Source organism: Klebsiella sp. BDA134-6 (genome assembly GCF_015601345.1).
GTDB classification, from domain to species: Bacteria; Pseudomonadota; Gammaproteobacteria; order Enterobacterales; family Enterobacteriaceae; genus Klebsiella; species Klebsiella grimontii.
The window spans coordinates 4,192,429-4,215,320 of sequence record NZ_CP064784.1 but is presented as its reverse complement, the minus strand read 5'-3'; the positions used below and the strand labels follow the sequence as shown (position 1 = coordinate 4,215,320).

Here is a 22,892-nt window from a genome sequence, read left to right as displayed (position 1 = left end):
GCCTCTACGTTGGCTGCCTGAATGAATAAGTGGAAAAGATTTTTTTACTTTGGAAGCACGCTAATGGCTACGATTCATGTAGACGGCAAAGAGTACGAGGTCAACGGAGCGGACAACCTGCTAGAAGCTTGTCTCTCTTTGGGCCTGGATATTCCATACTTTTGCTGGCATCCGGCGCTAGGGAGCGTCGGTGCTTGCCGCCAGTGTGCGGTGAAGCAATATCAGAACGCGGAAGACACGCGTGGCCGCCTGGTGATGTCCTGTATGACACCGGCATCCGACGGCACTTTTATTTCCATCGACGACGCAGAAGCGAAGCAGTTCCGCGAAAGCGTAGTTGAGTGGCTGATGACCAACCACCCGCACGACTGTCCGGTGTGCGAAGAGGGCGGCAACTGCCACTTGCAGGATATGACCGTAATGACCGGTCATAGCTTCCGTCGCTACCGCTTTACCAAGCGTACTCACCGCAACCAGGATCTTGGGCCGTTCATCTCTCACGAAATGAACCGCTGTATCGCCTGCTACCGCTGCGTTCGCTATTACAAAGATTATGCAGACGGCACCGATCTTGGCGTTTATGGCGCTCACGACAACGTCTACTTCGGACGCCCGGAAGACGGGACGCTGGAAAGCGAGTTCTCCGGCAACCTGGTGGAAGTCTGTCCGACCGGCGTGTTTACCGATAAAACGCACTCCGAGCGTTATAACCGTAAATGGGACATGCAGTTTGCGCCAAGCATCTGCCAGCAGTGTTCCGTCGGCTGTAACATCAGCCCCGGCGAACGCTATGGCGAACTGCGTCGTATCGAAAACCGCTATAACGGTACCGTTAACCGCTACTTCCTCTGCGACCGCGGTCGTTTCGGCTACGGCTATGTGAATCTCAAAGACCGTCCGCGTCAGCCGGTTCAACGCCGCGGCGACGATCTGATTACCCTTAACGCCGAGCAGGCGATGCAGGGTGCGGCGGATATTCTGCGTCAGTCGAAGAAAGTAATCGGTATCGGCTCTCCGCGCGCCAGCCTCGAAAGCAACTTCGCGCTGCGCGAACTGGTCGGCGCCGGGAACTTCTATACCGGCATTGCTAAAGGTGAACAAGAACGCCTGCAGATGATGCTGAAAGTGCTGCGCGATGGCGGTATTCATACCCCGGCGCTGCGCGAGATCGAATCCTACGATGCGGTGCTGATCCTCGGCGAAGACATCACCCAGACCGGCGCGCGTATCGCGCTGGCGGTGCGTCAGGCGGTGAAAGGCAAAGCGCGTGAAATGGCGGCGGCGCAGAAAGTCGCCGACTGGCAGATCGCCGCGATCCTTAACATCGGCCAGCGCGCGAAGCATCCGCTGTTTGTCACCAATATTGATGACACCCGCCTCGATGACATCGCCGCATGGACCTACCGCGCGCCGGTGGAAGATCAGGCGCGCCTCGGTTTTGCCATCGCCCATGCGCTGGACGAAAGCGCCCCGGCGGTAGAAGGGCTGAGCGGCGAGCTGAAAGGCAAAATTGACGTGATCGTTCAGGCGTTAGCCGGAGCGAAAAAACCGCTGATTGTCTCCGGAACCAACGCCGGCAGCATTGAAGTTATTCAGGCGGCGGCCAACGTGGCGAAAGCCCTGAAAGGTCGCGGCGCCGATGTCGGCGTGACGATGGTCGCCCGCGCGGTCAACAGCGTTGGCCTCGGCATGATCGGCGGCGGCTCGCTTGAAGAAGCGCTGAGCGAACTGGAAACCGGCTCTGCCGATGCGGTTATCGTGCTGGAAAACGACCTGCACCGCCACGCTTCAGCCGCCCGCGTTGATGCGGCGCTGGCGAAAGCGCCCCTGGTGATGGTGGTTGACCATCAGCGTACGGCGATTATGGAAAAAGCGCATCTGGTGCTCTCCGCGGCAAGCTTTGCGGAAAGCGACGGTACCGTGGTCAACAACGAAGGTCGCGCCCAGCGCTTCTTCCAGGTTTACGACCCGGCCTACTACGACGCGAAAACCGTAATGCTGGAGAGCTGGCGCTGGCTGCACTCATTGCACAGCACCGTGAACAACCGTCAGGTTGACTGGACCCAGCTGGACCACGTGATTGACGCCGCCATTGCCGCCCTGCCGCAGCTGGCCGGGATCAAAGACGCCGCGCCGGATGCGACCTTCCGCATTCGCGGCCAGAAGCTGGCCCGTGAACCGCACCGCTACAGCGGTCGTACGGCCATGCGCGCCAACATCAGCGTGCATGAACCCCGTCAGCCGCAGGATAAAGACACCATGTTCGCCTTCTCCATGGAAGGGAACAACCAGCCGTCCGCGCCGCGCTCGCAAATTCCGTTTGCCTGGGCTCCGGGCTGGAACTCACCGCAGGCGTGGAACAAGTTCCAGGATGAAGTGGGCGGTAAACTGCGCCACGGCGATCCGGGCGTGCGTTTGATTGAAGCTTCCGCCAGCGGTCTTGAGTACTTTACCGCGGTACCAGCAAGTTTCCAGGCAGAAGACGGGAAATGGCGTATCGCGCCTTACTACCATCTGTTCGGCAGCGACGAGCTGTCGCAGCGTTCTCCGGTATTCCAGAGCCGCATGCCGCAGCCGTACGTTAAGCTGAACCCGGCAGATGCCGCGAAGCTTGGGGTGAACGAAGGTGCAATGGTCTCTTTTAGCGTTGATGGCCAGGCGCTTAGCCTGCCGCTGGTAATCTCGGCGGGGCTGACGGCAGGACAGGTTGGCTTACCGATGGGCATGCCAGGGATTGCGCCGGTGCTGACCGGAGCGCGTATTGATACTCTGCAGGAGGCGAAAGCATGAGTTGGTTAACTCCCGATCTCATCGACATTCTGTTAGGCATCCTTAAAGCGGTAGTGATTCTACTGGTGGTGGTCACCTGCGGCGCGTTTATGAGCTTCGGCGAACGTCGTCTGTTGGGCCTGTTCCAGAACCGTTACGGACCTAACCGCGTGGGCTGGGGCGGTTCGCTGCAGCTCGTCGCCGACATGATCAAGATGTTCTTTAAAGAGGACTGGGTTCCGCGCTTCTCGGATCGCGTGATCTTTACTCTGGCGCCGGTGATCGCCTTTACTTCGCTGCTGCTGGCCTTCGCCATCGTGCCGGTCAGCCCGACGTGGGTGGTGGCCGATCTGAACATCGGCATTCTGTTCTTCCTGATGATGGCAGGCCTGGCGGTCTATGCGGTACTGTTCGCCGGCTGGTCGAGCAACAACAAATACTCGCTGCTTGGCGCGATGCGTGCTTCTGCCCAGACCCTGAGCTACGAAGTGTTCCTCGGGCTTTCCCTGATGGGCGTGGTGGCGCAGGCCGGTTCATTCAACATGACCGATATCGTCAACAACCAGGCGCATCTGTGGAACGTCATCCCTCAGTTCTTTGGCTTCGTGACCTTTGCGATTGCGGGCGTAGCGGTATGTCACCGTCATCCGTTTGACCAACCGGAAGCGGAACAGGAGCTGGCCGACGGTTACCATATCGAATACTCCGGCATGAAGTTCGGTCTGTTCTTCGTCGGTGAATATATCGGGATTGTCACCGTATCGGCGCTGATTGTGACGCTGTTCTTCGGCGGCTGGAATGGCCCATGGTTACCTCCTTTCATCTGGTTCGCGCTGAAAACCGCGTTCTTTATGATGATGTTCATTTTGATCCGCGCATCATTACCGCGTCCGCGTTATGACCAGGTAATGTCCTTTGGCTGGAAGGTATGCCTGCCGTTAACGCTGATCAACCTGTTGGTAACGGCGGCTGTCATTCTCTGGCAGGCGCAATAAGGGGTGAATTGACCATGACCTTAAAAGAATTATTGGTAGGGTTTGGCACCCAGGTCCGCAGTATCTGCATGATCGGGATGCACGCCTTTGCCAAACGAGAAACTCGGATGTACCCGGAAGAGCCGGTATATCTGCCGCCGCGCTACCGTGGCCGCATCGTGCTGACGCGCGATCCGGACGGCGAAGAGCGCTGCGTTGCCTGTAACCTGTGTGCGGTAGCCTGTCCGGTAGGCTGTATCTCTCTGCAAAAAGCGGAGACCAAAGACGGTCGCTGGTACCCGGAGTTTTTCCGCATCAACTTCTCGCGCTGTATTTTTTGCGGCCTGTGCGAAGAAGCGTGCCCGACCACGGCGATTCAGTTGACCCCGGACTTTGAGCTGGGCGAATACAAACGTCAGGATCTGGTGTACGAAAAAGAGGATCTGCTGATTTCCGGTCCGGGTAAATATCCGGAATATAACTTCTACCGGATGGCGGGTATGGCAATCGACGGCAAAGATAAGGGCGAAGCAGAGAACGAAGCTAAGCCTATCGACGTCAAGAGCCTGTTACCGTAAGGAGAGGGCAATGGAATTCGCTTTTTATATCTGTGGCCTGATAGCCATCCTCGCAACCCTGCGGGTGATCACCCACACCAATCCGGTGCACGCGCTGCTGTACCTGATTATTTCGCTGTTGGCGATTGCCGGGGTGTTCTTCTCGTTAGGGGCCTACTTTGCCGGTGCGCTGGAAATTATTGTCTACGCCGGGGCCATTATGGTGCTGTTCGTGTTCGTGGTGATGATGCTCAATTTGGGCGGCAGCGAAATCGAACAGGAGCGTCAGTGGCTGAAACCCGGGATCTGGATTGGTCCAGCCATTCTTTCCGCGGTGCTGCTGGTGGTGATCGTTTACGCCATTCTCGGCGTTAACGATCAGGGTATCGACGGCGCGGCGATTAACGCCAAAGAGGTGGGTATCGCGCTGTTTGGGCCGTACGTACTGGCGGTGGAGCTGGCCTCCATGCTTCTGCTTGCGGGCCTGGTTGTCGCCTTCCATATCGGCCGTGAAGAACGCGCCGGGGAAGTGCTGAGCAACCGTCCGAACGACAGCGATAAAAGAAAAACGGAGGAACACGCATGATCCCCTTAACACATGGACTGATCCTCGCCTCTGTCCTGTTTGTCCTCGGCCTGACGGGGCTGGTTATCCGCCGCAATCTGCTGTTTATGCTGATTAGCCTGGAGATCATGATCAATGCCGCCGCGCTGGCTTTCGTGGTTGCAGGGAGCTACTGGGGCCAGACCGATGGCCAGATAATGTATATCCTCGCCATCACGCTCGCCGCCGCGGAAGCGAGTATCGGCCTGGCGCTGCTGCTGCAGCTCCATCGTCGTCGCCAGAACCTGAACATCGATTCAGTAAGTGAGTTGCGCGGATGAACATGCTTGCCTTAACCATTCTTTTGCCATTGATTGGCTTTGTTTTGCTGGCCTTCTCCCGTGGCCGCTGGTCGGAAAATTTATCCGCCACCGTGGGTGTGGGCTCGGTAGGCCTGGCGGCGCTGGTCACGGCGTTTGTCGGCGTTGACTTCTTCGCCAACGGCAAACAGGCGGTCAGCGTACCGCTGTGGACCTGGATGTCGGTCGGCGACTTCAACATCGGCTTCAATCTGGTGCTGGACGGCCTCTCTCTGACTATGCTGTCCGTGGTCACCGGCGTCGGCTTCCTGATCCACATGTTCGCCTCCTGGTATATGCGCGGTGAAGAGGGTTACTCCCGCTTCTTCGCCTATACCAACCTGTTTATCGCCAGCATGGTCGTTCTGGTGCTTGCGGATAACCTGCTGCTGATGTACCTCGGCTGGGAAGGCGTGGGCCTGTGCTCCTATCTGCTGATCGGCTTCTACTACACCGATCCGAAGAACGGCGCGGCAGCGATGAAAGCGTTTGTGGTGACCCGCGTCGGCGACGTATTCCTGGCGTTCGCGCTGTTCATTCTCTACAACGAGCTGGGCACCCTGAACTTCCGCGAAATGGTCGAACTGGCGCCTGCGCACTTCGAAGCAGGTAATAACATGCTGATGTGGGCAACCCTGATGCTGCTGGGCGGCGCGGTGGGTAAATCTGCCCAGCTGCCGTTGCAGACCTGGCTGGCGGACGCGATGGCGGGTCCAACCCCTGTCTCCGCGCTGATCCACGCCGCGACCATGGTCACCGCCGGTGTTTATCTGATTGCTCGTACTCACGGCCTGTTCCTGATGACCCCGGAAGTACTGCATCTGGTGGGGATTGTCGGGGCGGTGACGCTGGTACTGGCAGGTTTTGCCGCCCTGGTGCAGACCGATATCAAACGCGTACTCGCGTATTCCACCATGAGCCAGATTGGCTACATGTTCCTCGCGCTTGGCGTGCAGGCATGGGATGCGGCAATTTTCCATCTGATGACCCATGCGTTCTTTAAAGCGCTGCTGTTCCTGTCTTCCGGTTCGGTGATTCTCGCCTGCCATCACGAACAGAATATCTTCAAGATGGGCGGCCTGCGTAAGTCAATTCCGCTGGTATACGTCTGCTTCCTGGTAGGGGGCGCCGCGCTGTCCGCGCTGCCGCTGGTGACTGCCGGCTTCTTCAGTAAGGATGAGATTCTGGCGGGCGCGATGGCGAATGGTCATCTTAATCTGATGGTCGCCGGTCTGGTCGGGGCGTTTATGACCTCCCTGTACACCTTCCGTATGATTTTCATCGTGTTCCACGGTAAAGAACAAATTCACGCTCATGCAGGGAAGGGGATTACCCATCATCTGCCGCTGATTGTGCTGCTGGTGCTCTCGACCTTTGTTGGCGCGCTGATTGTGCCGCCGCTGGAAGGCGTGCTGCCGCAGACCACCGAGCTTGAACACGGACGCGTCATGACGCTGGAAATCGCCTCCGGGGTGATTGCCATTGCCGGCATTCTGATTGCCGCCTGGCTGTGGCTGGGTAAACGCACGCTAGTGACGTCGATTGCCAACAGCGCGCCGGGTCGTCTGCTCGGTACCTGGTGGTACAACGCCTGGGGCTTTGACTGGCTGTATGACAAAGTGTTCGTTAAGCCGTTCCTCGGCGTGGCGTGGCTGCTGAAGAGCGATCCGCTGAATGCCCTGATGAACATTCCGGCGATCCTTTCCCGCTTCGCAGGCAAAGGCCTGGTGGTGAGCGAGAATGGCTATCTGCGCTGGTATGTTGCTTCTATGGGCATCGGCGCGGTCGTGGTGCTGGCGCTGCTGATGGTATTGCGTTGAGTTTGTTGGCTGGTTGAACGATTGCCGGATGGCGCTGTGTTTATCCGGCCTACAAACCCAAAATTATTTTTAGAATTCGTTTAAAATCTGTTCCTGAAGTACAGGCGTCATCGGCGAAGTCAGATCGGAGACCGCCAGCGCAGATCGACCGGAGCGTACTTGAGTACGTGAGGATGATTCGCGAAGCTCAGCCCTACGGGGCCGTCCTTACGGACGTTCGAAACGCGCTGCGTTTTGTGTGAGCACTGGCAGGATTCGGGCTGGCGAGCGAGATAGCCTGAGCAGGAGTAAAATATAAGGGACATACTTAGCTATGTTATTACCCTGGTTAATACTAATTCCCTTCATCGGCGGCTTCCTGTGCTGGCAGACTGAACGCTTTGGCGTGAAGATGCCGCGCTGGATCGCGCTGATCACTATGGGATTGACGTTTCTGCTTGGCCTGCAGTTGTGGATGCAGGGCGGCTATTCTCTCACGCAATCTACTGGTATTCCGCAGTGGCAGTCGGAATTCGTGATGCCGTGGATCCCGCGATTCGGTATTAGCATTCATCTGGCTATCGACGGTCTGTCGCTGCTGATGGTGGTGCTGACCGGGCTGCTCGGCGTGCTGGCGGTGCTCTGTTCATGGCGCGAAATTGAAAAATATCAGGGCTTTTTCCATCTTAACCTGATGTGGATCCTCGGCGGCGTGATCGGCGTATTCCTGGCTATCGACCTGTTCCTGTTCTTTTTCTTCTGGGAAATGATGCTGGTGCCGATGTACTTCCTGATCGCGCTGTGGGGCCATAAGGCCTCCGACGGTAAAACGCGTATCACGGCGGCAACCAAGTTCTTCATTTATACCCAGGCGAGCGGGCTGGTGATGCTGATTGCCATCCTGGCGCTGGCGTTTGTCCACTTCAACGCTACCGGCGTGTGGACCTTCAACTATGAAGAACTGCTGAAAACACCGATGTCCCACGGCGTGGAATACATGCTGATGCTGGGCTTCTTTATCGCTTTCGCGGTAAAAATGCCGGTGGTTCCGCTGCACGGCTGGCTGCCGGATGCGCACTCTCAGGCGCCGACCGCCGGTTCTGTTGACCTCGCGGGGATCTTGTTGAAAACCGCGGCCTACGGCCTGCTGCGTTTTGCGTTGCCGCTGTTCCCGAACGCTTCCGCCGAATTTGCCCCTATCGCCATGTGGCTGGGCGTCATCGGTATTTTCTACGGCGCGTGGATGGCCTTCAGCCAGTACGATATCAAGCGTCTGATTGCTTACACCTCTGTTTCCCATATGGGCTTCGTGCTGATTGCTATCTACACCGGCAGCCAGCTGGCTTACCAGGGCGCGGTGATTCAGATGATTGCCCACGGCCTGTCCGCTGCTGGCCTGTTTATTCTTTGCGGCCAGCTGTACGAGCGCCTGCATACGCGCGATATGCGTCAGATGGGCGGCCTGTGGAGCAAAATTAAGTGGCTGCCGGCGCTGTCGATGTTCTTTGCGGTCGCGACCCTCGGGATGCCGGGTACCGGTAACTTCGTCGGCGAATTTATGATTCTGTTCGGCAGCTATAAAACCGTACCGGTGATTACTATTATTTCTACCTTCGGTCTGGTGTTCGCTTCCGTGTACTCGCTGTCGATGCTGCATCGCGCGTACTTTGGTAAAGCAAAAAGCGAAATCGCCGCGAAAGCGTTGCCGGGAATGTCCCTGCGTGAACTGTCGATCATCCTGCTGCTGGTTGTTCTGCTGGTGCTGCTGGGCTTCTTCCCACAGCCGATTCTGGACACCTCGCACTCTGCGATGAGCAACATTCAGCAGTGGTTTGTTAATTCTGTTTCTACTACAAGGCCGTAATTCGCCATGACAATAACTCCACAACAACTGATCGCACTGCTACCGCTGCTGATCGTCGGCTTGACGGTGGTGGTTGTGATGCTCTCCATTGCGTGGCGACGCAATCATTTCCTCAATGCCACGCTGTCGGTTCTCGGCCTGAACGCCGCGCTGATATCACTCTGGTTCGTGGGTCAGAACGGAGCGATGGACGTCACGCCGTTGATTCGCGTAGATGGCTACTCGATGCTCTACACCGGGCTGGTGCTGCTGGCGAGCCTCGCCACCTGTACTTTCGCCTACCCATGGCTTGAGGGTTACAAGGACAATAAAGAAGAGTTCTATCTGCTGGTGCTGATTGCCGCGCTGGGCGGCATTCTGCTGGCGGGCGCTAACCATCTGGCGGCGCTGTTCCTCGGCATCGAACTGATTTCGCTGCCGCTGTTCGGCCTGGTCGGCTACGCCTTCCGCCAGAAACGCTCGCTGGAAGCCAGCATCAAGTACACGATTCTGTCCGCGGTTGCCTCTTCGTTCCTGCTGTTCGGTATGGCGCTGGTATATGCCAATTCCGGTAACCTTTCGTTCCTGGCGCTCGGTAAGAGCCTGACGGATGGCATGCTGCACGAGCCGCTGCTGCTAGCCGGTCTTGGTCTGATGATTGTCGGCCTTGGCTTTAAGCTGTCGCTAGTGCCTTTCCACCTGTGGACGCCGGACGTTTACCAGGGTGCGCCTGCGCCGGTCTCCACCTTCCTGGCGACCGCCAGTAAGATCGCCATCTTCGGCGTGGTGATGCGTCTGTTCCTCTATATGCCGGTTGGCGGCAGCGAGGCGGTACGCGTGGTGCTGGGCCTGATCGCCTTTGCGTCGATTATCTTCGGTAACCTGATGGCGCTGAGCCAGACCAATATCAAACGTCTGCTCGGCTACTCATCCATTTCCCATCTTGGCTACCTGCTGGTGGCGCTGATTGCCCTGCAGAGCGGCGACATGTCGATGGAAGCGGTGGGGGTTTACCTGGCCGGTTACCTGTTCAGCAGCCTCGGCGCGTTCGGCGTGGTGAGCCTGATGTCCAGCCCGTACCGCGGCCCGGATGCCGATTCGCTCTACTCCTACCGCGGCCTGTTCTGGCATCGTCCGATTCTGTCGGCGGTGATGACGGTGATGATGCTGTCTCTTGCCGGTATCCCGATGACGCTAGGCTTTATCGGTAAATTCTACGTGCTGGCGGTAGGTGTGCATGCGCACCTGTGGTGGCTGGTCGGGGCGGTAGTGCTGGGTTCAGCGATTGGCCTCTACTACTACCTGCGCGTGGCGGTGAGCCTCTATCTGAGCGCGCCGGAGAAACTGAATCGCGATGCGCCGTCTAACTGGCAGTACAGCGCCGGGGGCATCGTGGTGCTGATCTCCGCGCTGTTGGTGCTGGTGCTGGGCGTATGGCCGCAGCCGTTAATCAGTATCGTACAGTTGGCTATGCCGCTGATGTAATGATATTGGTCGTGGGTAAAAAGGATCGCTTCGGCGATCCTTTTTTTATCTGCGCGAAAACGGTGGGCTCTACTCTTTAATATTTTTTGTAATATTCATGCTTTTTATCATATTAAGCTCACTTTACATTTCCACTCATCCTCTTATTTTCCGTACTATTATTACTACGCACAATGTTGTGTTTTGTAGATGGAGAAAATGAATGAAAACAAGGCGTAAGCATTTGACCGTCGGGGAGGTTCAGCGTTTGGTTGAAGCCGCCAGGCGGGGGGCTAACCCGGAACGCGATGTCTGTTTACTGTGGATGTGTTTTAATCATGGGTGTCGGGTGAGCGAAATTCGCCACTGGAAGCTCTCTGATATCGATATTCAAAGTGGGGTCATTTATATTCGTCGGCTGAAAAATGGCTTTTCAACCACGCATCCTATTTATAAACAAGAGGTAAAGGTACTCAACGAGTGGCTGCGCGTGCGTAATAATTACCCCGGGAATAATTCCGGCTGGCTCTTTTTATCACGAAATGGCCAGCCTTTATCCCGCCAGAGAATATATCAGATGATGAAAAATCTGAGCCTTGTTGCTCAGTTGGAAATCAATGCGCATCCGCATATGTTGCGCCACGCGTGCGGTTTCGCGCTGGCGAATAACGGGGTGGATACACGATTAATCCAGGATTTCCTTGGACACCGGAATATTCAGCATACGGTTATCTATACGGCAAGTAATGATGCAAGATTTAGAGAGGTTTGGTAAATGGAATAGTCATTTTGTATCAAACTGACTCCTATGCTATCCACAGGTGGTAACAATGTCAATTTATGATTAACAATATTTTTTATTATTATTTTCATGTGGTTATATTAAATATAGGTGTCATTTATTTTTTTGGTTTCTTTAATTGGCTTCATGTATGGTTTGTGCCTCTTCCCACTCTTTAGTTTTTTATCGTGTTTATTAGGCTTTTCCCTGGTAAATATGAAATAAAAAATGCCTTCCCTGGCGATATATATTTCAATTAATTGAAGTGGTCAAATTGATACATAATGACCACTTCGTAATATTATATCCATTTCATGGGTCAATGTTTTGTTGCGTTATTAGTATCAAACGTAAATAAAAGGATGCGCAGGGTATTGCGCTTATAAGTGAATGCATTGACTGCATTGAAAAGGATAAATCATGAAAAAAACATTACTTGCTGCTGTTGTCGCTGGTTGCGCGGCGTTCTCTGGTGCTGCGCTGGCGGATGACGGTCAGGTGAAGTTTATCGGCGATATCATTGATGCTGGCTGCGACGTGGTGAACGACCTGTCCAACCCGCTGGAAGTTCAGATGGGGCAGATTGCCAAGACCGCGTTTAGCGGTACCGGGTCTACTGCGGCTGAACAGAATTTCGCGATTAAACTGGAAAACTGCCCGACTACCGTCGCTAAAGCATCGGTACTGTTCTCCGGCGCCAACGTCAACGGGGATAATGATAAACTGCAGCTGACCGGCGCGGGCGTCGATCCGGACGTGGCGACCGGCGTGGCCCTGCAGCTGGTTGATGCTAGCAGCAACTCGACGCTGCCGCTTTATACTCGTTCTGCCAGCCTGTCCATCCCGGCTACCGGCAATATCGATCTGCCGTTCCGCGTCCGTTATATCCAGACTGAGACCTCCATCGTTGCCGGTAAGGCTGACGGTACAGCCAACTTCACCATCAGCTATAACTAATTTTCCGTCTATATGACAGTGTTAGCGAGCCCTATGTGGCTCGCTTTTCCAGGGAGCTGGAGATGCAAAAATACCTGAAAGTGCTAATAGCTGGATGGCTGTTGGTCGGTGCCGCGGCGCATGCGGGAGTGGTTACCGGCGGTACTCGCCTGATCTATCCCGGCGGTAAAAAAGAGTCCTCACTGAGCGTAACCAATAATGACGCTACGCCTTATCTCATTCAAAGCTGGGTTGAGAGTAATAAAGGTGCTGCCCCTTTTCTGTTAACGCCGCCTTTATTTCGCCTTGAGGGCGAACAGCAAACCCGACTGCGGGTCATTTACAGCGGCGGTTTAGCGGAAAATAAAGAAAGCATGTTCTGGATGAACATTAAAGCGATTCCCTCCTCGCAGGCTAAAGCCGGCGCCAATACCTTACAGATCGCTATCAAAACGCGTATCAAATTGATTTATCGCCCCAAATCCGTCGAAGGAACACCGGAAATGGTGACGGAGCAGCTTCGCTGGACGCGTAGCGGTAATACCTTACAGGTCACTAATCCCACCGCCTTTTATATGAATTTTGCCGAAGTCAAAGTTGGCGGCGCCGAAGTCAAAGACGCGAACTGGGTGGGGCCGGGGGAAACGGCGCGTTTTCAATTGCCGAACGTCAGCGCCGGCGCTTTGCAGTGGAAACTGATTAACGATTACGGCGGTATCGGCGCGCTGCACCGCGCGAGTTTGTAGAGGCTTTCAGGCCAGGGAGTTCCAGAGAAAATGAAGAATAATCATAATAAATGGCGGCTTAACCGGATAGCCGGCGCTCTGGCCGTTGCGCTGCTACCGCTGAGTGATGAGGTTCTGGCGCGGGATGTTTTTAACCCGGCACTGTTGGAAATGGATGGCCCCCATACGGGCGTCAGGGATTTATCCGCTTATGAGCAGGCGGGCGGGCAGCTGCCGGGCACCTATCGGGTAGATATTTATCTTAACAACGTTTTTATGGATACCCGCGATGTGGCTTTTCAGCAGAGCAAAGGCCCGGGAGCTACGGAATTGCAGCCTTGCCTGACGGTAGAAGAGCTTGCCGCATGGGGCGTGCGCGTCGTCCAATTTCCTGAATTAGGGCACAAGTCACCCCACTGCGCGGATATTAGCGTTATACCGCAGGCAAAAGCCGATTTTCGCTTCAGCCAGCAGCGCCTGCTACTAAGCTTTCCTCAGGCGGCGGTGTCCAGCGCAGCCCGAGGCTGGGTAGATCCGAAACAGTGGGATGACGGAGTGACGGCGCTGCTGCTCAATTACTCGTTTAGCGGGGCAAATAACTGGTCACGCCAGAACGATACGCCGGACAGCGATAACCAATACGTTAACCTGCGTCCCGGAATCAACATCGGGCCGTGGCGTCTGCGGAACTACACGACCTGGGCGCGCAGCAGCAGCGGTGGAGAATCCAATAATAGTTGGGACACGGTATATACCTATGCGCAGCGCAGCATCAATGCGCTACAGGGGGTGATGACGCTGGGCGATAGCAGCACGGATGCCGATGTTTTTGAGGGCGTTCCCTTCCGTGGGGCGATGCTGGCTTCCGATGACGATATGCTGCCGGAAAGCCTGCGCGGCTATGCGCCCGTCGTTCGCGGGATTGCGCGTACTAATGCTCAGGTCATTATTCGCCAGAACGGCTATGAGATTTACCAGACCTACGTTGCGCCTGGCGCTTTTGAAATCACCGATATGTACCCGACCGGCGGTTCCGGTGATTTAGCCGTCACCATCAAAGAAGCGGATGGCAGCGAGCAGAATCTGATCGTCCCTTACGCTTCGCTCCCGGTCCTGCAGCGCGAAGGGCGCCTGAAATATAGCGTCACCTCTGGCGTATATCGCGCCTACGACAACAGCATTGACGAAACGCCTCTCAGCCAGGCGACGGCGATTTACGGCTTGCCCTGGGGGTTAACCCTTTACGGCGGCGGCCAGTTTAGCAGCAAATACCAGTCGGTGGCGTTGGGTATGGGGAAAAACCTCGGTGAACTGGGCGCCGTCTCGACCGATATCATCCAGGCCTGGTCGACAAGACAGGATAAAGAGAAAGAGAGCGGGCAGTCGGTACGTGTCCGTTACAGCAAAGACCTTCCTGGTTTGGGAACCAACGTGAGTCTGGCAGGGTATCGCTATGCGACCAGCGGTTTCTGGGATATGCAGGAAGTGCTGGATACCTATCGGGATGACACCTACACGCCTTCTATTGAACGGCGGCGCAATCGGGGAGAGGTCACGGTCAGCCAGAGCCTGGGCGAAGAGTTGGGATCGCTGTCGCTGAGCTATATCCGCGAAGACTACTGGAACAGCGGTCGCACCATGGAGTCCGTTGGCGTTGGATATAACAACAGCTGGCACGGCATCAGCTATAGCATGAACTACAGCTATAACCGCAACACTACCGACCAGAACACCGGTAAGCGTAATGACGAAGACCACCTTTTCGCCCTGAGCATCAGCGTGCCGCTGGGGGAATGGCTGCCGAAGCCGGTTTATGCCAACTACTCCCTGAACAGCAGCAAAAATGGCTCAACCAGCAATAACCTGGGTCTCTCCGGCACCTTGCTGGAGCGTAACAACCTGAGCTGGAGCGTACAGGAAGGCTATACCAGCCAGGGAAGAGGGGAGAGCGGTAGCCTCAACGCAGACTGGCGGGCGACCTACGCTGAGATTACCGGCGGCTACAGCCATGATAAATACAGCCATCGTCTGAACTACGCCCTGCGCGGCGGAGCGCTGGTGCATGAAAACGGCCTGACGCTGGGGCAGCCTTTCGGCGAAACCGTTGCGTTAATCAAGGCGCCCGGCGCCGCGGGCGTCGGCGTGAATAGCCAGACCGGGGTCAGAACCGACTGGCGGGGCTACACCGTTGTACCTTACGCCTCGCCGTATCGTAAGAATATCCTGACGCTCGATACCACGACGATGCCGGATGATGTCGACCTCGAATTGGCGACTCAGACCGTTGTGCCTACCCGTGGGGCGGTGGTTCGCGCAAATTATGCCACCAGCGTGGGTAATCGGGTGCTGATGACGGTGCGTCAGGAGAGTGGACAGCTTCTCCCTTTCGGCGCCATGGTCAGCGTCCCAGGGACGGCGTCATCTGAGCAGGCTTTTATCGTTGGAGATGGCGGACAGGTCTACCTGACCGGGCTGGAATCTAACGGCATTCTTAACGCGAAGTGGGGCGCCGGGACGCAGGAACGCTGCCAGATCCACTATACGCTGCCGTCAGCAAAACAACTTACCGGCATCATTGTAGCCCAGGCGCTTTGCCGTTAATCGAAAGGATGCAGAGACAATGAAACGATTTTCATGGGGAATAGTAGCGGGCCTGACGGCGCTGGCGATATCGCCGCAGGCGATGGCGGCATCTGGGTGGTGTCAGACGAATAGCGGGAGTGCTTTTCAGGACAGTTTTTCTTTTACTGAAACATTTACTAATCCCTCGCAAAACCAGGCAGGGATGGAGTTTCTTCGTATATATGAATGGAATACCGGGGGAACGTATCAGGCGAGGTGTGAATGTGATGCGACCACGCTTAATACATCGACTTTTTTTAAAACGACAATACCTGGCCTTGCTGCAACGCAAACGCGAAATGGCTTAAATTATTATCGTCTGAATCCATACCTGGAAATCGCTAGTGAGCTATATATCGCCGGAAAATTAAACCAGTTTGTGCCGACGCCGGTACTGGATAAGAGTAACAATTACATTAACTCATTCCCATGTAATACCACGGGTACAATTTTTGACACCGGTTCGAAAGGGTATATTTCACTCTATTTTACCCGGCCGTTCGTTGGCCGGGTGACAATCCCCCCGACGATAATCCTCAATGTTTATGGGACGCGAAAGAAAGGGAGCTATAGCGCTACTCCGATGACCCAAATCACCATGAACGGTTCGGTTACGGTTCCGCAATCGTGTGAGATAAATACCGGTCAACCGATTAACATTGATTTTGGCGATATTGCCGCCAACCACTTTAAAACAATAAATCAGATGCCCACAGGATTCACCCCGCACACGGTAAATATGACGGTGGCGTGCACCAACATTTCCGCCGGGGTAAAAATAGCGCTCTCATTCCAGGGCGCGGCCGATACCCACGACAGCACTGCGCTGGCGACTACCAATAGCGATATTGCGGTGCGCATTGAAAATATTACCGGCGTCAAAATACCCGTTATTTCAGGGATGCTGCCGGTCAATTTTAATTACCCGAGCCAGAGTGGGGACACGACCATGAAAATCTATCCGATTAATACCACGGGGCATTTACCCGGCGGAGGTGGATTTACCGCTACGGCGACCATTCAGGCAGAAATTGAATAGCAGGAGTGAATAATGAAAAAGGCGCTATGGCTGGTTTTATTGCTACCCGTTTTTTCATCTTCGGGCGGGGTCCCTTTGAATGTTAAGGGCAATATTTATTACCTCCCCTGTGACGTAAGTACCGATACGCAATATCAAGAGGTGAATTTCGGCCCACTTCCAAATATCGACTTTCAAACGCCCGGCAACGCTTCTGAGTGGAAAACTTTTTACCTGAATGTCGAAAATTGTCCGGCCGGGACAACGAAAGCCACGGTAAAATTTGATGGTGTGACGGACGGCGACGATGCCACACATTTCGCCAATATGGCCGCCAGCGACGCGGCGCAGTATATCGCGCTGCAAATAACCAGCAGCGATCATTCTACAACCTATAAAAATCAGGATCAGATGAGCATTGCTATCAACGGAAGCACCGGAAAAGGTATTTTCCCGCTGGCTGCCCGTTTATATTCAACCCGGGGTGGTGCAAAGGTGGGTAAATTTGAGTCTGTCGTACAGCTGACGTTTACCTATCAGTAACCTTATAAGCTAAATGGATGAAAAGGAATGGCGTATGCAGGAAGATACGGAATATCTGAGCGTAAAGGATGTTGAGCGTCTGGTACTTGCCGCACATTATTGTGCTCACCCGGAAAGAAATAGCTGCATGATCCAAATGTGCTTTTTGCACGGTTGCCGAATTAATGAAATTACCGCTCTGACTTTGCAGGATATCGATCTACCGCGGAAAAGGGTTTATATCCGCCGAGCGCGTCACGGTATCTCAGGTTATCACCCTTTACAGCCAAAAGAGGTTGTCTCGTTAGAGCGCTGGCTGCTGGCCAGAGAGTGTTATCCTGCTCATAATGATTTGCTGTTTATCTCCTCCCGGGGAAACCAGATGACTCGCCAGCGTTTCTATCAAATTATTCGTGAGTGCTGCGAGCTGGCGAAGCTAAAGCAAAATATTCACCCGCGGATGCTGCGCCATGCCTGCGGCTATGAACTGGGGAAAAAAGGTATTGATGACGACTCTATCCAGGATTACCTGGGTTATCGAAATTTGAAATCTATCCTGCGTTATAACAGCTACGTTGAAGAGTAGCTGGCGGCGCATTCGCGGCTTTTTTATCTGCCGCGTTACGCCTCTTTTTTATTCTACGGTATAGACCATGAAATCTTCCGCCAGCACGGTAGACGGGAATATCTCTTGGCATTCTGCCAGCAGACGCTGGCAGCCTTCAGCGTCATAGCGAGAACTAAAATGCGTGGCGATAAGGGTACCGACGCCAGCGTCGTGCGCCAGCGCGGCGGTTTGCTGGCTGGTCGAATGCCCGCGGCTGTTCGCTTTTTCCGCCATCGCCTGTTCGAGCGTCACCTCATGGACCATAACATCCACGCCGCGGGCCAGCTCCAGCGCCGCCGGGCAGGGGGCGGTATCGCCGAAAATTGCCAGCTTCTTACCCGGCGTCGTAGGGCCGAGATAGCGTCTACCGTCAATCACACGTCCATCTTCCAGCTCAACCGTCAACCCCTGTTTTAAGCGCTGGAACAACGGACCGGGGGGCACGCCTTCGGCGATAAGCTGAGCGGCATCAAGGGTACCCGGCTTATCATGCTGTTCGATACGATAGCCGTAGCATTCGACCGGATGGTTTAACGGCCAGGCGGTAACCCGAAAGCCAGCTTCATCAAGCACCAGCCCTGGCTCGACTTCGACGATAGCCAACGGGTAATCGGTCCAGGAACCGCTCAGGCGCAGCGCGGTTTCCACAAACTCTTTAAGCCCCTTTGGCCCGTACAGCGTCAGCGGCAGAGTATTGCCCTGCATCGAGCGGCTGCACAGCAGGCCGGGGAGGCCGAAAAGGTGATCGCCATGTAAGTGGGTGATAAAAATCTTGTTCAGTTTGCCGGGGTGACAGGCGGTGCGCAGAAACTGATGCTGAGTTCCCTCTCCGCAGTCGAACAGCCACATCTCCGCCATTGTTGGCTGTTGCAAATTCAGCACTATCGACGTCATATTACGCGTACGGGTCGGCACGCCAGCGGATGTCCCCAAAAAAAGTAATTCCATCGTCCAGTATCCTCAGGGCGTGGGTCAAAAAGTAAAGTATACCAACTAAGGAACCGCAGATGATGACATGGCAGGATCTTCACCACGCCGAACTGACCGTCCCCCAGCTATATGCTGTGCTGAAATTACGCTGTGCGGTGTTTGTTGTCGAACAATCCTGCGTCTATCAGGACGTCGACGGCGATGATCTGGTGGGAGAGAATCGCCATCTTCTCGGCTGGCGCGGCGATGAACTGGTGGCCTACGCGCGCATTCTCAAGAGCGATGACGAGTTTGAACCGGTAGTGATTGGCCGGGTGATTGTCAGCCCGGCGGCGCGCGGCGAGAAGCTGGGTTATCAGTTGATGGAACAGGCGTTGGCCAGCTGCCGTCAACACTGGCCGCAAAAGGCCATCTATCTTGGCGCCCAGGCGCACCTGCAAAAATTCTACGCCAGCTTCGGTTTTGTGCCGGTGACCGAGGTTTACGACGAGGACGGCATCGACCATATCGGCATGGCGTACGAAATCGCCACCCACTGACCGTCGCGCGAATTAAAAACCCGCTCCCTCATCGTGGGTACTGCTATTCCTCAGTAGTACCCCGTATAATGTGGGGTTTTTACTCCGTGGAGGTTCGCGTGCTGTCTGTTTCCACCGCGCTGGAAAGCCTATACCGCTGCCTGGATGAAGCGTTCCCGCCATCGCCCGGCACGCGAATTTTCGATGTTCCCTTTGCGCTGAATGACGCTTTTGATCCGCTGCTGTGGTGCGGTCATCAGCGACAGTGGCCGCAGTTCTACTGGCAGCAGCGCAGCGGCGATGAAGAGCTGGCGGCGCTGGGGGCGGTAAAAACCTTTGCTTCCCTGACGCTGGCGCACGCTTTTTTGCGCCAGCAGGGGCGTGATGACCTGCGAATTTGCGGCCTTAACGCCTTTCATCCTCAGCGGGGTTTGCTGCTATTGCCGAGGCTGGAGTGGCGTCGCCTGGGCGGCAGCGCCACGCTGCGTCTGGCGCTATCCAGCGAGACGTCGCTTTGCGACGATGCCCGCGCGGCGCGTGAATTTCTCGATTCTCTGGTGGCGAAACAGGCGCAACCTACTGCGGTGCCCTCTCTGCTTAGCGAACAGCATTTCCCGGCTTATCCGCAGTGGCGAGCGTTGATTACGCAGGCGACGCAGGCGATAGCGGCGGGGGAAATGGACAAAGTGGTCCTGGCTCGCGCCACCGATTTGCATTTCGCCGCGCCGTTAAACGCCGGATCGATTATGGCCGCCAGCCGCCGCAGTAACCTCAACTGCTTCCACTTCCTGATGGCCTTCAACCCGAGAGAGGCATTCGTGGGTTCAACGCCGGAACGGCTGTGGCGGCGGCGCGGCGCGCTATTGCGTACCGAAGCGCTGGCGGGAACCGTCGCCGGCGATGCGGACGATCGGCAGGCCCAGCGTTTGGGCAACTGGCTGATGGGCGACGATAAGAATCAGCGCGAAAATATGCTGGTGGTAGAGGATATCTGTCAGCGGATGCAAGGTGAGACGCGCGCGCTGGAAGTGCTGCCGCCGCAGATTGTCCGTTTGCGTAAAGTTCAGCATCTGCGGCGCTGCATATGGGCCGAGCTGGACAACCCCGATGATGCCCGCTGTCTTCATCTGCTCCAGCCCACGGCGGCGGTCGCGGGTTTGCCGCGCCAGGTGGCGCTGAATTTTATCACCCGTCATGAGCTTTTTACCCGCGGCTGGTATGCAGGCTCAGCCGGCTATCTGTCGCTGGCGCAAAGCGAATTTTGCGTCTCTCTGCGTTCGGCGAAAGTCGAAAACCATACGCTCAGACTGTACGCCGGGGCGGGGATCGTCAGCGGCTCCGACCCTGAGCAGGAGTGGCAGGAAATTGAAAATAAAGCCGCAGGATTGCGTTCGTTACTGCTTACAGAAACATAGATAAAACGATGCATATCAAAACGGCAACAGTCTGCTTTATCTATACTTAGCCTCAATATTTGATACTGGACAAATTCATGTCAGTAAGCGCATTTAACCGACGCTGGGCGGCGGTGATCCTTGAAGCTTTGACGCGCCACGGCGTGCAGCACATCTGCATTGCGCCCGGATCGCGCTCGACGCCTTTAACCCTGGCGGCGGCGGAAAACCGCGCGTTTATTCACCATACCCACTTTGACGAACGCGGTCTTGGCCATCTGGCGCTAGGACTGGCGAAAGCCAGCGGCCAGCCGGTGGCGGTGATTGTGACCTCCGGTACCGCGACGGCCAACCTCTATCCGGCGCTGATTGAAGCCGGGCTGACCGGCGAAAAACTCATTTTGCTGACCGCCGACCGGCCGCCGGAGCTGATCGACTGCGGGGCGAATCAGGCCATACGCCAGCCGGGCATGTTCGCCTCGCATCCGTCGCACACAATATCCCTTCCGCGCCCGTCGCAGGATATCTCCTCCCGCTGGCTGGTCTCGACCCTCGACCAGGCGCTCGGCGCGCTGCATGGCGGCGCCGTTCATATTAACTGTCCGTTTGCTGAACCGCTGTACGGCGATATGGACGACAACGGCGCCGAGTGGCAGCGGCAGCTTGGCGACTGGTGGCAGAGCGATAAGCCCTGGCTGCGCCAGTCTCTGCAGACCTCAAGCGAAAAGCAGCGCGACTGGTTTTTCTGGCGCCAAAAACGCGGCGTAGTGGTCGCCGGGCGGATGAGCGCGGAAGAGGGCGTAAAGGTTGCCGAGTGGGCGAAAACGCTCGGCTGGCCGCTGATTGGCGATGTGCTCTCGCAAACCGGGCAGCCGCTTCCCTGCGCCGATCTGTGGCTCGGCAACGGAAACGCGGTCAGCGAACTGGCGCAGGCGCAAATCATTGTCCAACTGGGCAGCAGCCTGACCAGCAAGCGCGTTTTGCAGTGGCAGGCCACCTGCGAACCCGAAGAATACTGGCTGGTGGACAACCTACCGGGGCGTCTGGATCCTGCCCAGCATCGTGGTCGTCGCCTGGTCTGCGCCATCGACCGCTGGCTTGAGCAGCACCCGGCGGAAAAACGCCAGCCGTGGGCCGTCATTATTCCTGAACTGGCGCGCCAGGCCTGGCAGGCGGCGGTCGCCAGCAGCGAGGCGTTCGGCGAGGCCCAGCTGGCGCAGCGAATCCGGCGCTATCTGCCGGATCAGGGCCAGCTGTTTGTCGGCAACAGCCTGGCGGTACGTTTAATTGACGCGCTGTCGCAGCTACCGGCAGGTTACCCGGTCTACAGCAATCGCGGGGCCAGCGGAATCGACGGCCTACTGGCGACGGCGGCCGGGGTGCAGCGCGCCAGCGCGCGCCCTACGCTGGCTATCGTCGGCGATCTGTCGGCGCTTTACGATCTCAACTCGCTGGCGCTACTGCGTCAGGCTTCAGCGCCGATGGTGCTGATTGTCGTCAACAATAACGGCGGGCAGATTTTTTCCCTGCTGCCCACGCCGCAGGAGCAGCGAAGCCAGTTCTATCTGATGCCGCAGAATATCCATTTCGCGCACGCGGCGGCGATGTTCGATCTGACTTATCATCGCCCTGCGGACTGGAATGAACTGGAACAGGCGCTGGACGTTGCCTGGCGAGCCCCCGGCGCGACGCTGATTGAGCTGGTGGTCAACGAAACCGACGGTACGCAAACTTTGCAGCGGCTGCTGGCCCAGGTGAGTCAGCTATGATCCTCCACGCGCTGGCCGAACGCGGCCAGCCGGGCCATCCCTGGCTGGTCTTTTTGCACGGTTTTTCTGGCGATTGTCGCGAATGGCTGACGGTCGGGCAGGCGTTCGGCGCGTATTCGCGTCTCTATATTGACCTGCCGGGCCACGGCGGTTCAGCGAAAATTGCGGCAAACAGCCTGGCCGAGGTTAGTCATCTTATTGAGAAAACGCTTAATAGTTACAACATACTTAAGTACTGGCTGGTGGGTTACTCCCTCGGCGGACGGGTGGCAATGTACTTTGCCTGCCAGCCGCGCGAAGGGCTCTGCGGGCTGGTTGTTGAGGGAGGGCATCCGGGGTTAGCGGATGAAAACCAGCGCTTGTTGCGCCGTCGCAACGATGCCGCCTGGGCGGAACGCTTTCGCCGCGAGCCGCTGACCCAGGTGTTTGCCGACTGGTATCAGCAGCCGGTCTTTGCTTCCCTTGATGCAGCGCAGCGAGCGGCGCTGATTGCGCTACGCAGCCGCAATAACGGCGGTACGCTGGCGGCAATGCTGCAGGCCAGTTCGCTGGCTGAACAGCCCGATCTGCGCGAGGCGTTACGGGCGCGCGAGTTCCCTTTTCACTACCTTTGCGGCGAACGCGACAGCAAGTTTCGCGCCATCGCCGATGAGCTATCGGCCACCACGCACGTGATTAATCATGCCGGACACAACGCGCATCGGGAAAACCCCGGTGCAGTCGTAGCTTGTCTGGCACAGTTTTTAGCGAGTTAACTGAAG

General features: G+C 56.2%; 20 protein-coding genes. 19 read left to right on the top strand and 1 reads right to left on the bottom strand.

What is annotated here, in order from left to right; translation table 11 throughout:
* Positions 1 to 63: 63 nt before the first annotated feature.
* From nuoG to IYV58_RS19270, 15 genes are all read left to right on the top strand, one after another.
* On the top strand, positions 64 to 2,790 hold the full coding sequence (gene nuoG / locus IYV58_RS19340; RefSeq protein WP_004123129.1) for an NADH-quinone oxidoreductase subunit NuoG: 2,727 nt from the start codon (positions 64 to 66) through the stop codon (positions 2,788 to 2,790).
* On the top strand, positions 2,787 to 3,764 hold the full coding sequence (gene nuoH / locus IYV58_RS19335; RefSeq protein ID WP_004104068.1) for an NADH-quinone oxidoreductase subunit NuoH: 978 nt from the start codon (positions 2,787 to 2,789) through the stop codon (positions 3,762 to 3,764). The genes nuoG and nuoH overlap by 4 nt, the downstream gene beginning before the upstream one ends.
* A gap of 14 nt (positions 3,765 to 3,778) precedes the next feature.
* Entirely contained in the window at positions 3,779 to 4,321 is a 543-nt protein-coding gene (gene nuoI / locus IYV58_RS19330; protein ID WP_004104066.1) for an NADH-quinone oxidoreductase subunit NuoI, read from the top strand.
* Between the two features lie 10 nt (positions 4,322 to 4,331).
* Positions 4,332 to 4,886 carry an NADH-quinone oxidoreductase subunit J gene (gene nuoJ, locus IYV58_RS19325; RefSeq protein ID WP_004123127.1) on the top strand — a complete coding sequence of 185 codons (555 nt, stop codon included), beginning with the start codon at positions 4,332 to 4,334 and terminating at the stop codon, positions 4,884 to 4,886.
* The gene (gene nuoK, locus IYV58_RS19320) at positions 4,883 to 5,185 is read left to right on the top strand and encodes an NADH-quinone oxidoreductase subunit NuoK (RefSeq protein WP_004104062.1); all 303 of its coding nucleotides are present in this window, start codon (positions 4,883 to 4,885) and stop codon (positions 5,183 to 5,185) included. The genes nuoJ and nuoK overlap by 4 nt, the downstream gene beginning before the upstream one ends.
* Positions 5,182 to 7,023, top strand: coding sequence for an NADH-quinone oxidoreductase subunit L (nuoL, locus tag IYV58_RS19315; RefSeq protein ID WP_004123124.1), 1,842 nt, complete (start codon positions 5,182 to 5,184; stop codon positions 7,021 to 7,023). The genes nuoK and nuoL overlap by 4 nt, the downstream gene beginning before the upstream one ends.
* A 313-nt stretch (positions 7,024 to 7,336) precedes the next feature.
* A complete protein-coding gene (gene nuoM, locus IYV58_RS19310) occupies positions 7,337 to 8,866 on the top strand; it encodes an NADH-quinone oxidoreductase subunit M (protein ID WP_004870953.1) in 1,530 nt (509 codons plus the stop codon).
* 6 nt (positions 8,867 to 8,872) lie between these two features.
* Positions 8,873 to 10,330: an NADH-quinone oxidoreductase subunit NuoN gene (gene nuoN / locus IYV58_RS19305; RefSeq protein WP_004123120.1), complete on the top strand. Its 1,458-nt coding sequence runs from the start codon at positions 8,873 to 8,875 to the stop codon at positions 10,328 to 10,330.
* A 202-nt stretch (positions 10,331 to 10,532) separates the two neighbouring features.
* Complete coding sequence (locus IYV58_RS19300; protein ID WP_004123118.1) at positions 10,533 to 11,084, top strand: tyrosine-type DNA invertase; 552 nt, start codon at positions 10,533 to 10,535, stop codon at positions 11,082 to 11,084.
* Between the two features lie 426 nt (positions 11,085 to 11,510).
* The gene (locus tag IYV58_RS19295) at positions 11,511 to 12,047 is read left to right on the top strand and encodes a fimbrial protein (protein WP_004123117.1); all 537 of its coding nucleotides are present in this window, start codon (positions 11,511 to 11,513) and stop codon (positions 12,045 to 12,047) included.
* Between the two features lie 62 nt (positions 12,048 to 12,109).
* Positions 12,110 to 12,772: a fimbrial biogenesis chaperone gene (locus IYV58_RS19290; protein WP_004123115.1), complete on the top strand. Its 663-nt coding sequence runs from the start codon at positions 12,110 to 12,112 to the stop codon at positions 12,770 to 12,772.
* Between the two features lie 30 nt (positions 12,773 to 12,802).
* Complete coding sequence (locus tag IYV58_RS19285) at positions 12,803 to 15,352, top strand: fimbria/pilus outer membrane usher protein (protein WP_004123113.1); 2,550 nt, start codon at positions 12,803 to 12,805, stop codon at positions 15,350 to 15,352.
* 19 nt (positions 15,353 to 15,371) lie between these two features.
* Positions 15,372 to 16,412, top strand: coding sequence for a fimbrial protein (locus IYV58_RS19280; RefSeq protein ID WP_004123112.1), 1,041 nt, complete (start codon positions 15,372 to 15,374; stop codon positions 16,410 to 16,412).
* A 12-nt stretch (positions 16,413 to 16,424) separates the two neighbouring features.
* A complete protein-coding gene (locus IYV58_RS19275; RefSeq protein ID WP_004123111.1) occupies positions 16,425 to 16,934 on the top strand; it encodes a fimbrial protein in 510 nt (169 codons plus the stop codon).
* Positions 16,935 to 16,968: 34 nt separating this feature from the next.
* Positions 16,969 to 17,499: a tyrosine-type recombinase/integrase gene (locus IYV58_RS19270; protein WP_142445922.1), complete on the top strand. Its 531-nt coding sequence runs from the start codon at positions 16,969 to 16,971 to the stop codon at positions 17,497 to 17,499.
* 48 nt (positions 17,500 to 17,547) lie between these two features.
* Here IYV58_RS19270 and rnz read toward each other — a convergent pair whose 3' ends face one another.
* Positions 17,548 to 18,468, bottom strand: coding sequence for a ribonuclease Z (gene rnz / locus IYV58_RS19265; protein ID WP_004123109.1), 921 nt, complete (start codon positions 18,466 to 18,468; stop codon positions 17,548 to 17,550).
* Positions 18,469 to 18,527: 59 nt separating this feature from the next.
* Here rnz and IYV58_RS19260 point away from each other — a divergent pair, with 59 nt between their 5' ends.
* The 4 genes from IYV58_RS19260 (at position 18,528) to menH (ending at position 22,886) form a co-directional block, all read left to right on the top strand.
* Entirely contained in the window at positions 18,528 to 18,989 is a 462-nt protein-coding gene (locus IYV58_RS19260; RefSeq protein ID WP_004123108.1) for a GNAT family N-acetyltransferase, read from the top strand.
* Between the two features lie 98 nt (positions 18,990 to 19,087).
* Positions 19,088 to 20,383 (top strand): isochorismate synthase MenF, encoded by a 1,296-nt coding sequence (gene menF / locus IYV58_RS19255; protein WP_123829019.1) that lies wholly within the window; start codon positions 19,088 to 19,090, stop codon positions 20,381 to 20,383.
* Between the two features lie 77 nt (positions 20,384 to 20,460).
* On the top strand, positions 20,461 to 22,131 hold the full coding sequence (gene menD / locus IYV58_RS19250; protein WP_049114233.1) for a 2-succinyl-5-enolpyruvyl-6-hydroxy-3-cyclohexene-1-carboxylic-acid synthase: 1,671 nt from the start codon (positions 20,461 to 20,463) through the stop codon (positions 22,129 to 22,131).
* Positions 22,128 to 22,886, top strand: a complete 759-nt coding sequence (gene menH / locus IYV58_RS19245; protein ID WP_004123103.1) for a 2-succinyl-6-hydroxy-2,4-cyclohexadiene-1-carboxylate synthase — start codon at positions 22,128 to 22,130, stop codon at positions 22,884 to 22,886. The genes menD and menH overlap by 4 nt, the downstream gene beginning before the upstream one ends.
* Positions 22,887 to 22,892: the final 6 nt, after the last annotated feature.

What these genes read in the sequence shown, in the direction of transcription:
- nuoG (WP_004123129.1), top strand. Translation starts at nt 64, where the DNA reads ATGGCTACGATTCATGTAGACGGCAAAGAGTACGAGGTCAACGGAGCG.
- nuoH (WP_004104068.1), top strand. Translation starts at nt 2,787, where the DNA reads ATGAGTTGGTTAACTCCCGATCTCATCGACATTCTGTTAGGCATCCTT.
- nuoI (WP_004104066.1), top strand. Translation starts at nt 3,779, where the DNA reads ATGACCTTAAAAGAATTATTGGTAGGGTTTGGCACCCAGGTCCGCAGT.
- nuoJ (WP_004123127.1), top strand. Translation starts at nt 4,332, where the DNA reads ATGGAATTCGCTTTTTATATCTGTGGCCTGATAGCCATCCTCGCAACC.
- nuoK (WP_004104062.1), top strand. Translation starts at nt 4,883, where the DNA reads ATGATCCCCTTAACACATGGACTGATCCTCGCCTCTGTCCTGTTTGTC.
- nuoL (WP_004123124.1), top strand. Translation starts at nt 5,182, where the DNA reads ATGAACATGCTTGCCTTAACCATTCTTTTGCCATTGATTGGCTTTGTT.
- nuoM (WP_004870953.1), top strand. Translation starts at nt 7,337, where the DNA reads ATGTTATTACCCTGGTTAATACTAATTCCCTTCATCGGCGGCTTCCTG.
- nuoN (WP_004123120.1), top strand. Translation starts at nt 8,873, where the DNA reads ATGACAATAACTCCACAACAACTGATCGCACTGCTACCGCTGCTGATC.
- IYV58_RS19300 (WP_004123118.1), top strand. Translation starts at nt 10,533, where the DNA reads ATGAAAACAAGGCGTAAGCATTTGACCGTCGGGGAGGTTCAGCGTTTG.
- IYV58_RS19295 (WP_004123117.1), top strand. Translation starts at nt 11,511, where the DNA reads ATGAAAAAAACATTACTTGCTGCTGTTGTCGCTGGTTGCGCGGCGTTC.
- IYV58_RS19290 (WP_004123115.1), top strand. Translation starts at nt 12,110, where the DNA reads ATGCAAAAATACCTGAAAGTGCTAATAGCTGGATGGCTGTTGGTCGGT.
- IYV58_RS19285 (WP_004123113.1), top strand. Translation starts at nt 12,803, where the DNA reads ATGAAGAATAATCATAATAAATGGCGGCTTAACCGGATAGCCGGCGCT.
- IYV58_RS19280 (WP_004123112.1), top strand. Translation starts at nt 15,372, where the DNA reads ATGAAACGATTTTCATGGGGAATAGTAGCGGGCCTGACGGCGCTGGCG.
- IYV58_RS19275 (WP_004123111.1), top strand. Translation starts at nt 16,425, where the DNA reads ATGAAAAAGGCGCTATGGCTGGTTTTATTGCTACCCGTTTTTTCATCT.
- IYV58_RS19270 (WP_142445922.1), top strand. Translation starts at nt 16,969, where the DNA reads ATGCAGGAAGATACGGAATATCTGAGCGTAAAGGATGTTGAGCGTCTG.
- rnz (WP_004123109.1), bottom strand. Translation starts at nt 18,468, where the DNA reads ATGGAATTACTTTTTTTGGGGACATCCGCTGGCGTGCCGACCCGTACG.
- IYV58_RS19260 (WP_004123108.1), top strand. Translation starts at nt 18,528, where the DNA reads ATGATGACATGGCAGGATCTTCACCACGCCGAACTGACCGTCCCCCAG.
- menD (WP_049114233.1), top strand. Translation starts at nt 20,461, where the DNA reads ATGTCAGTAAGCGCATTTAACCGACGCTGGGCGGCGGTGATCCTTGAA.
- menH (WP_004123103.1), top strand. Translation starts at nt 22,128, where the DNA reads ATGATCCTCCACGCGCTGGCCGAACGCGGCCAGCCGGGCCATCCCTGG.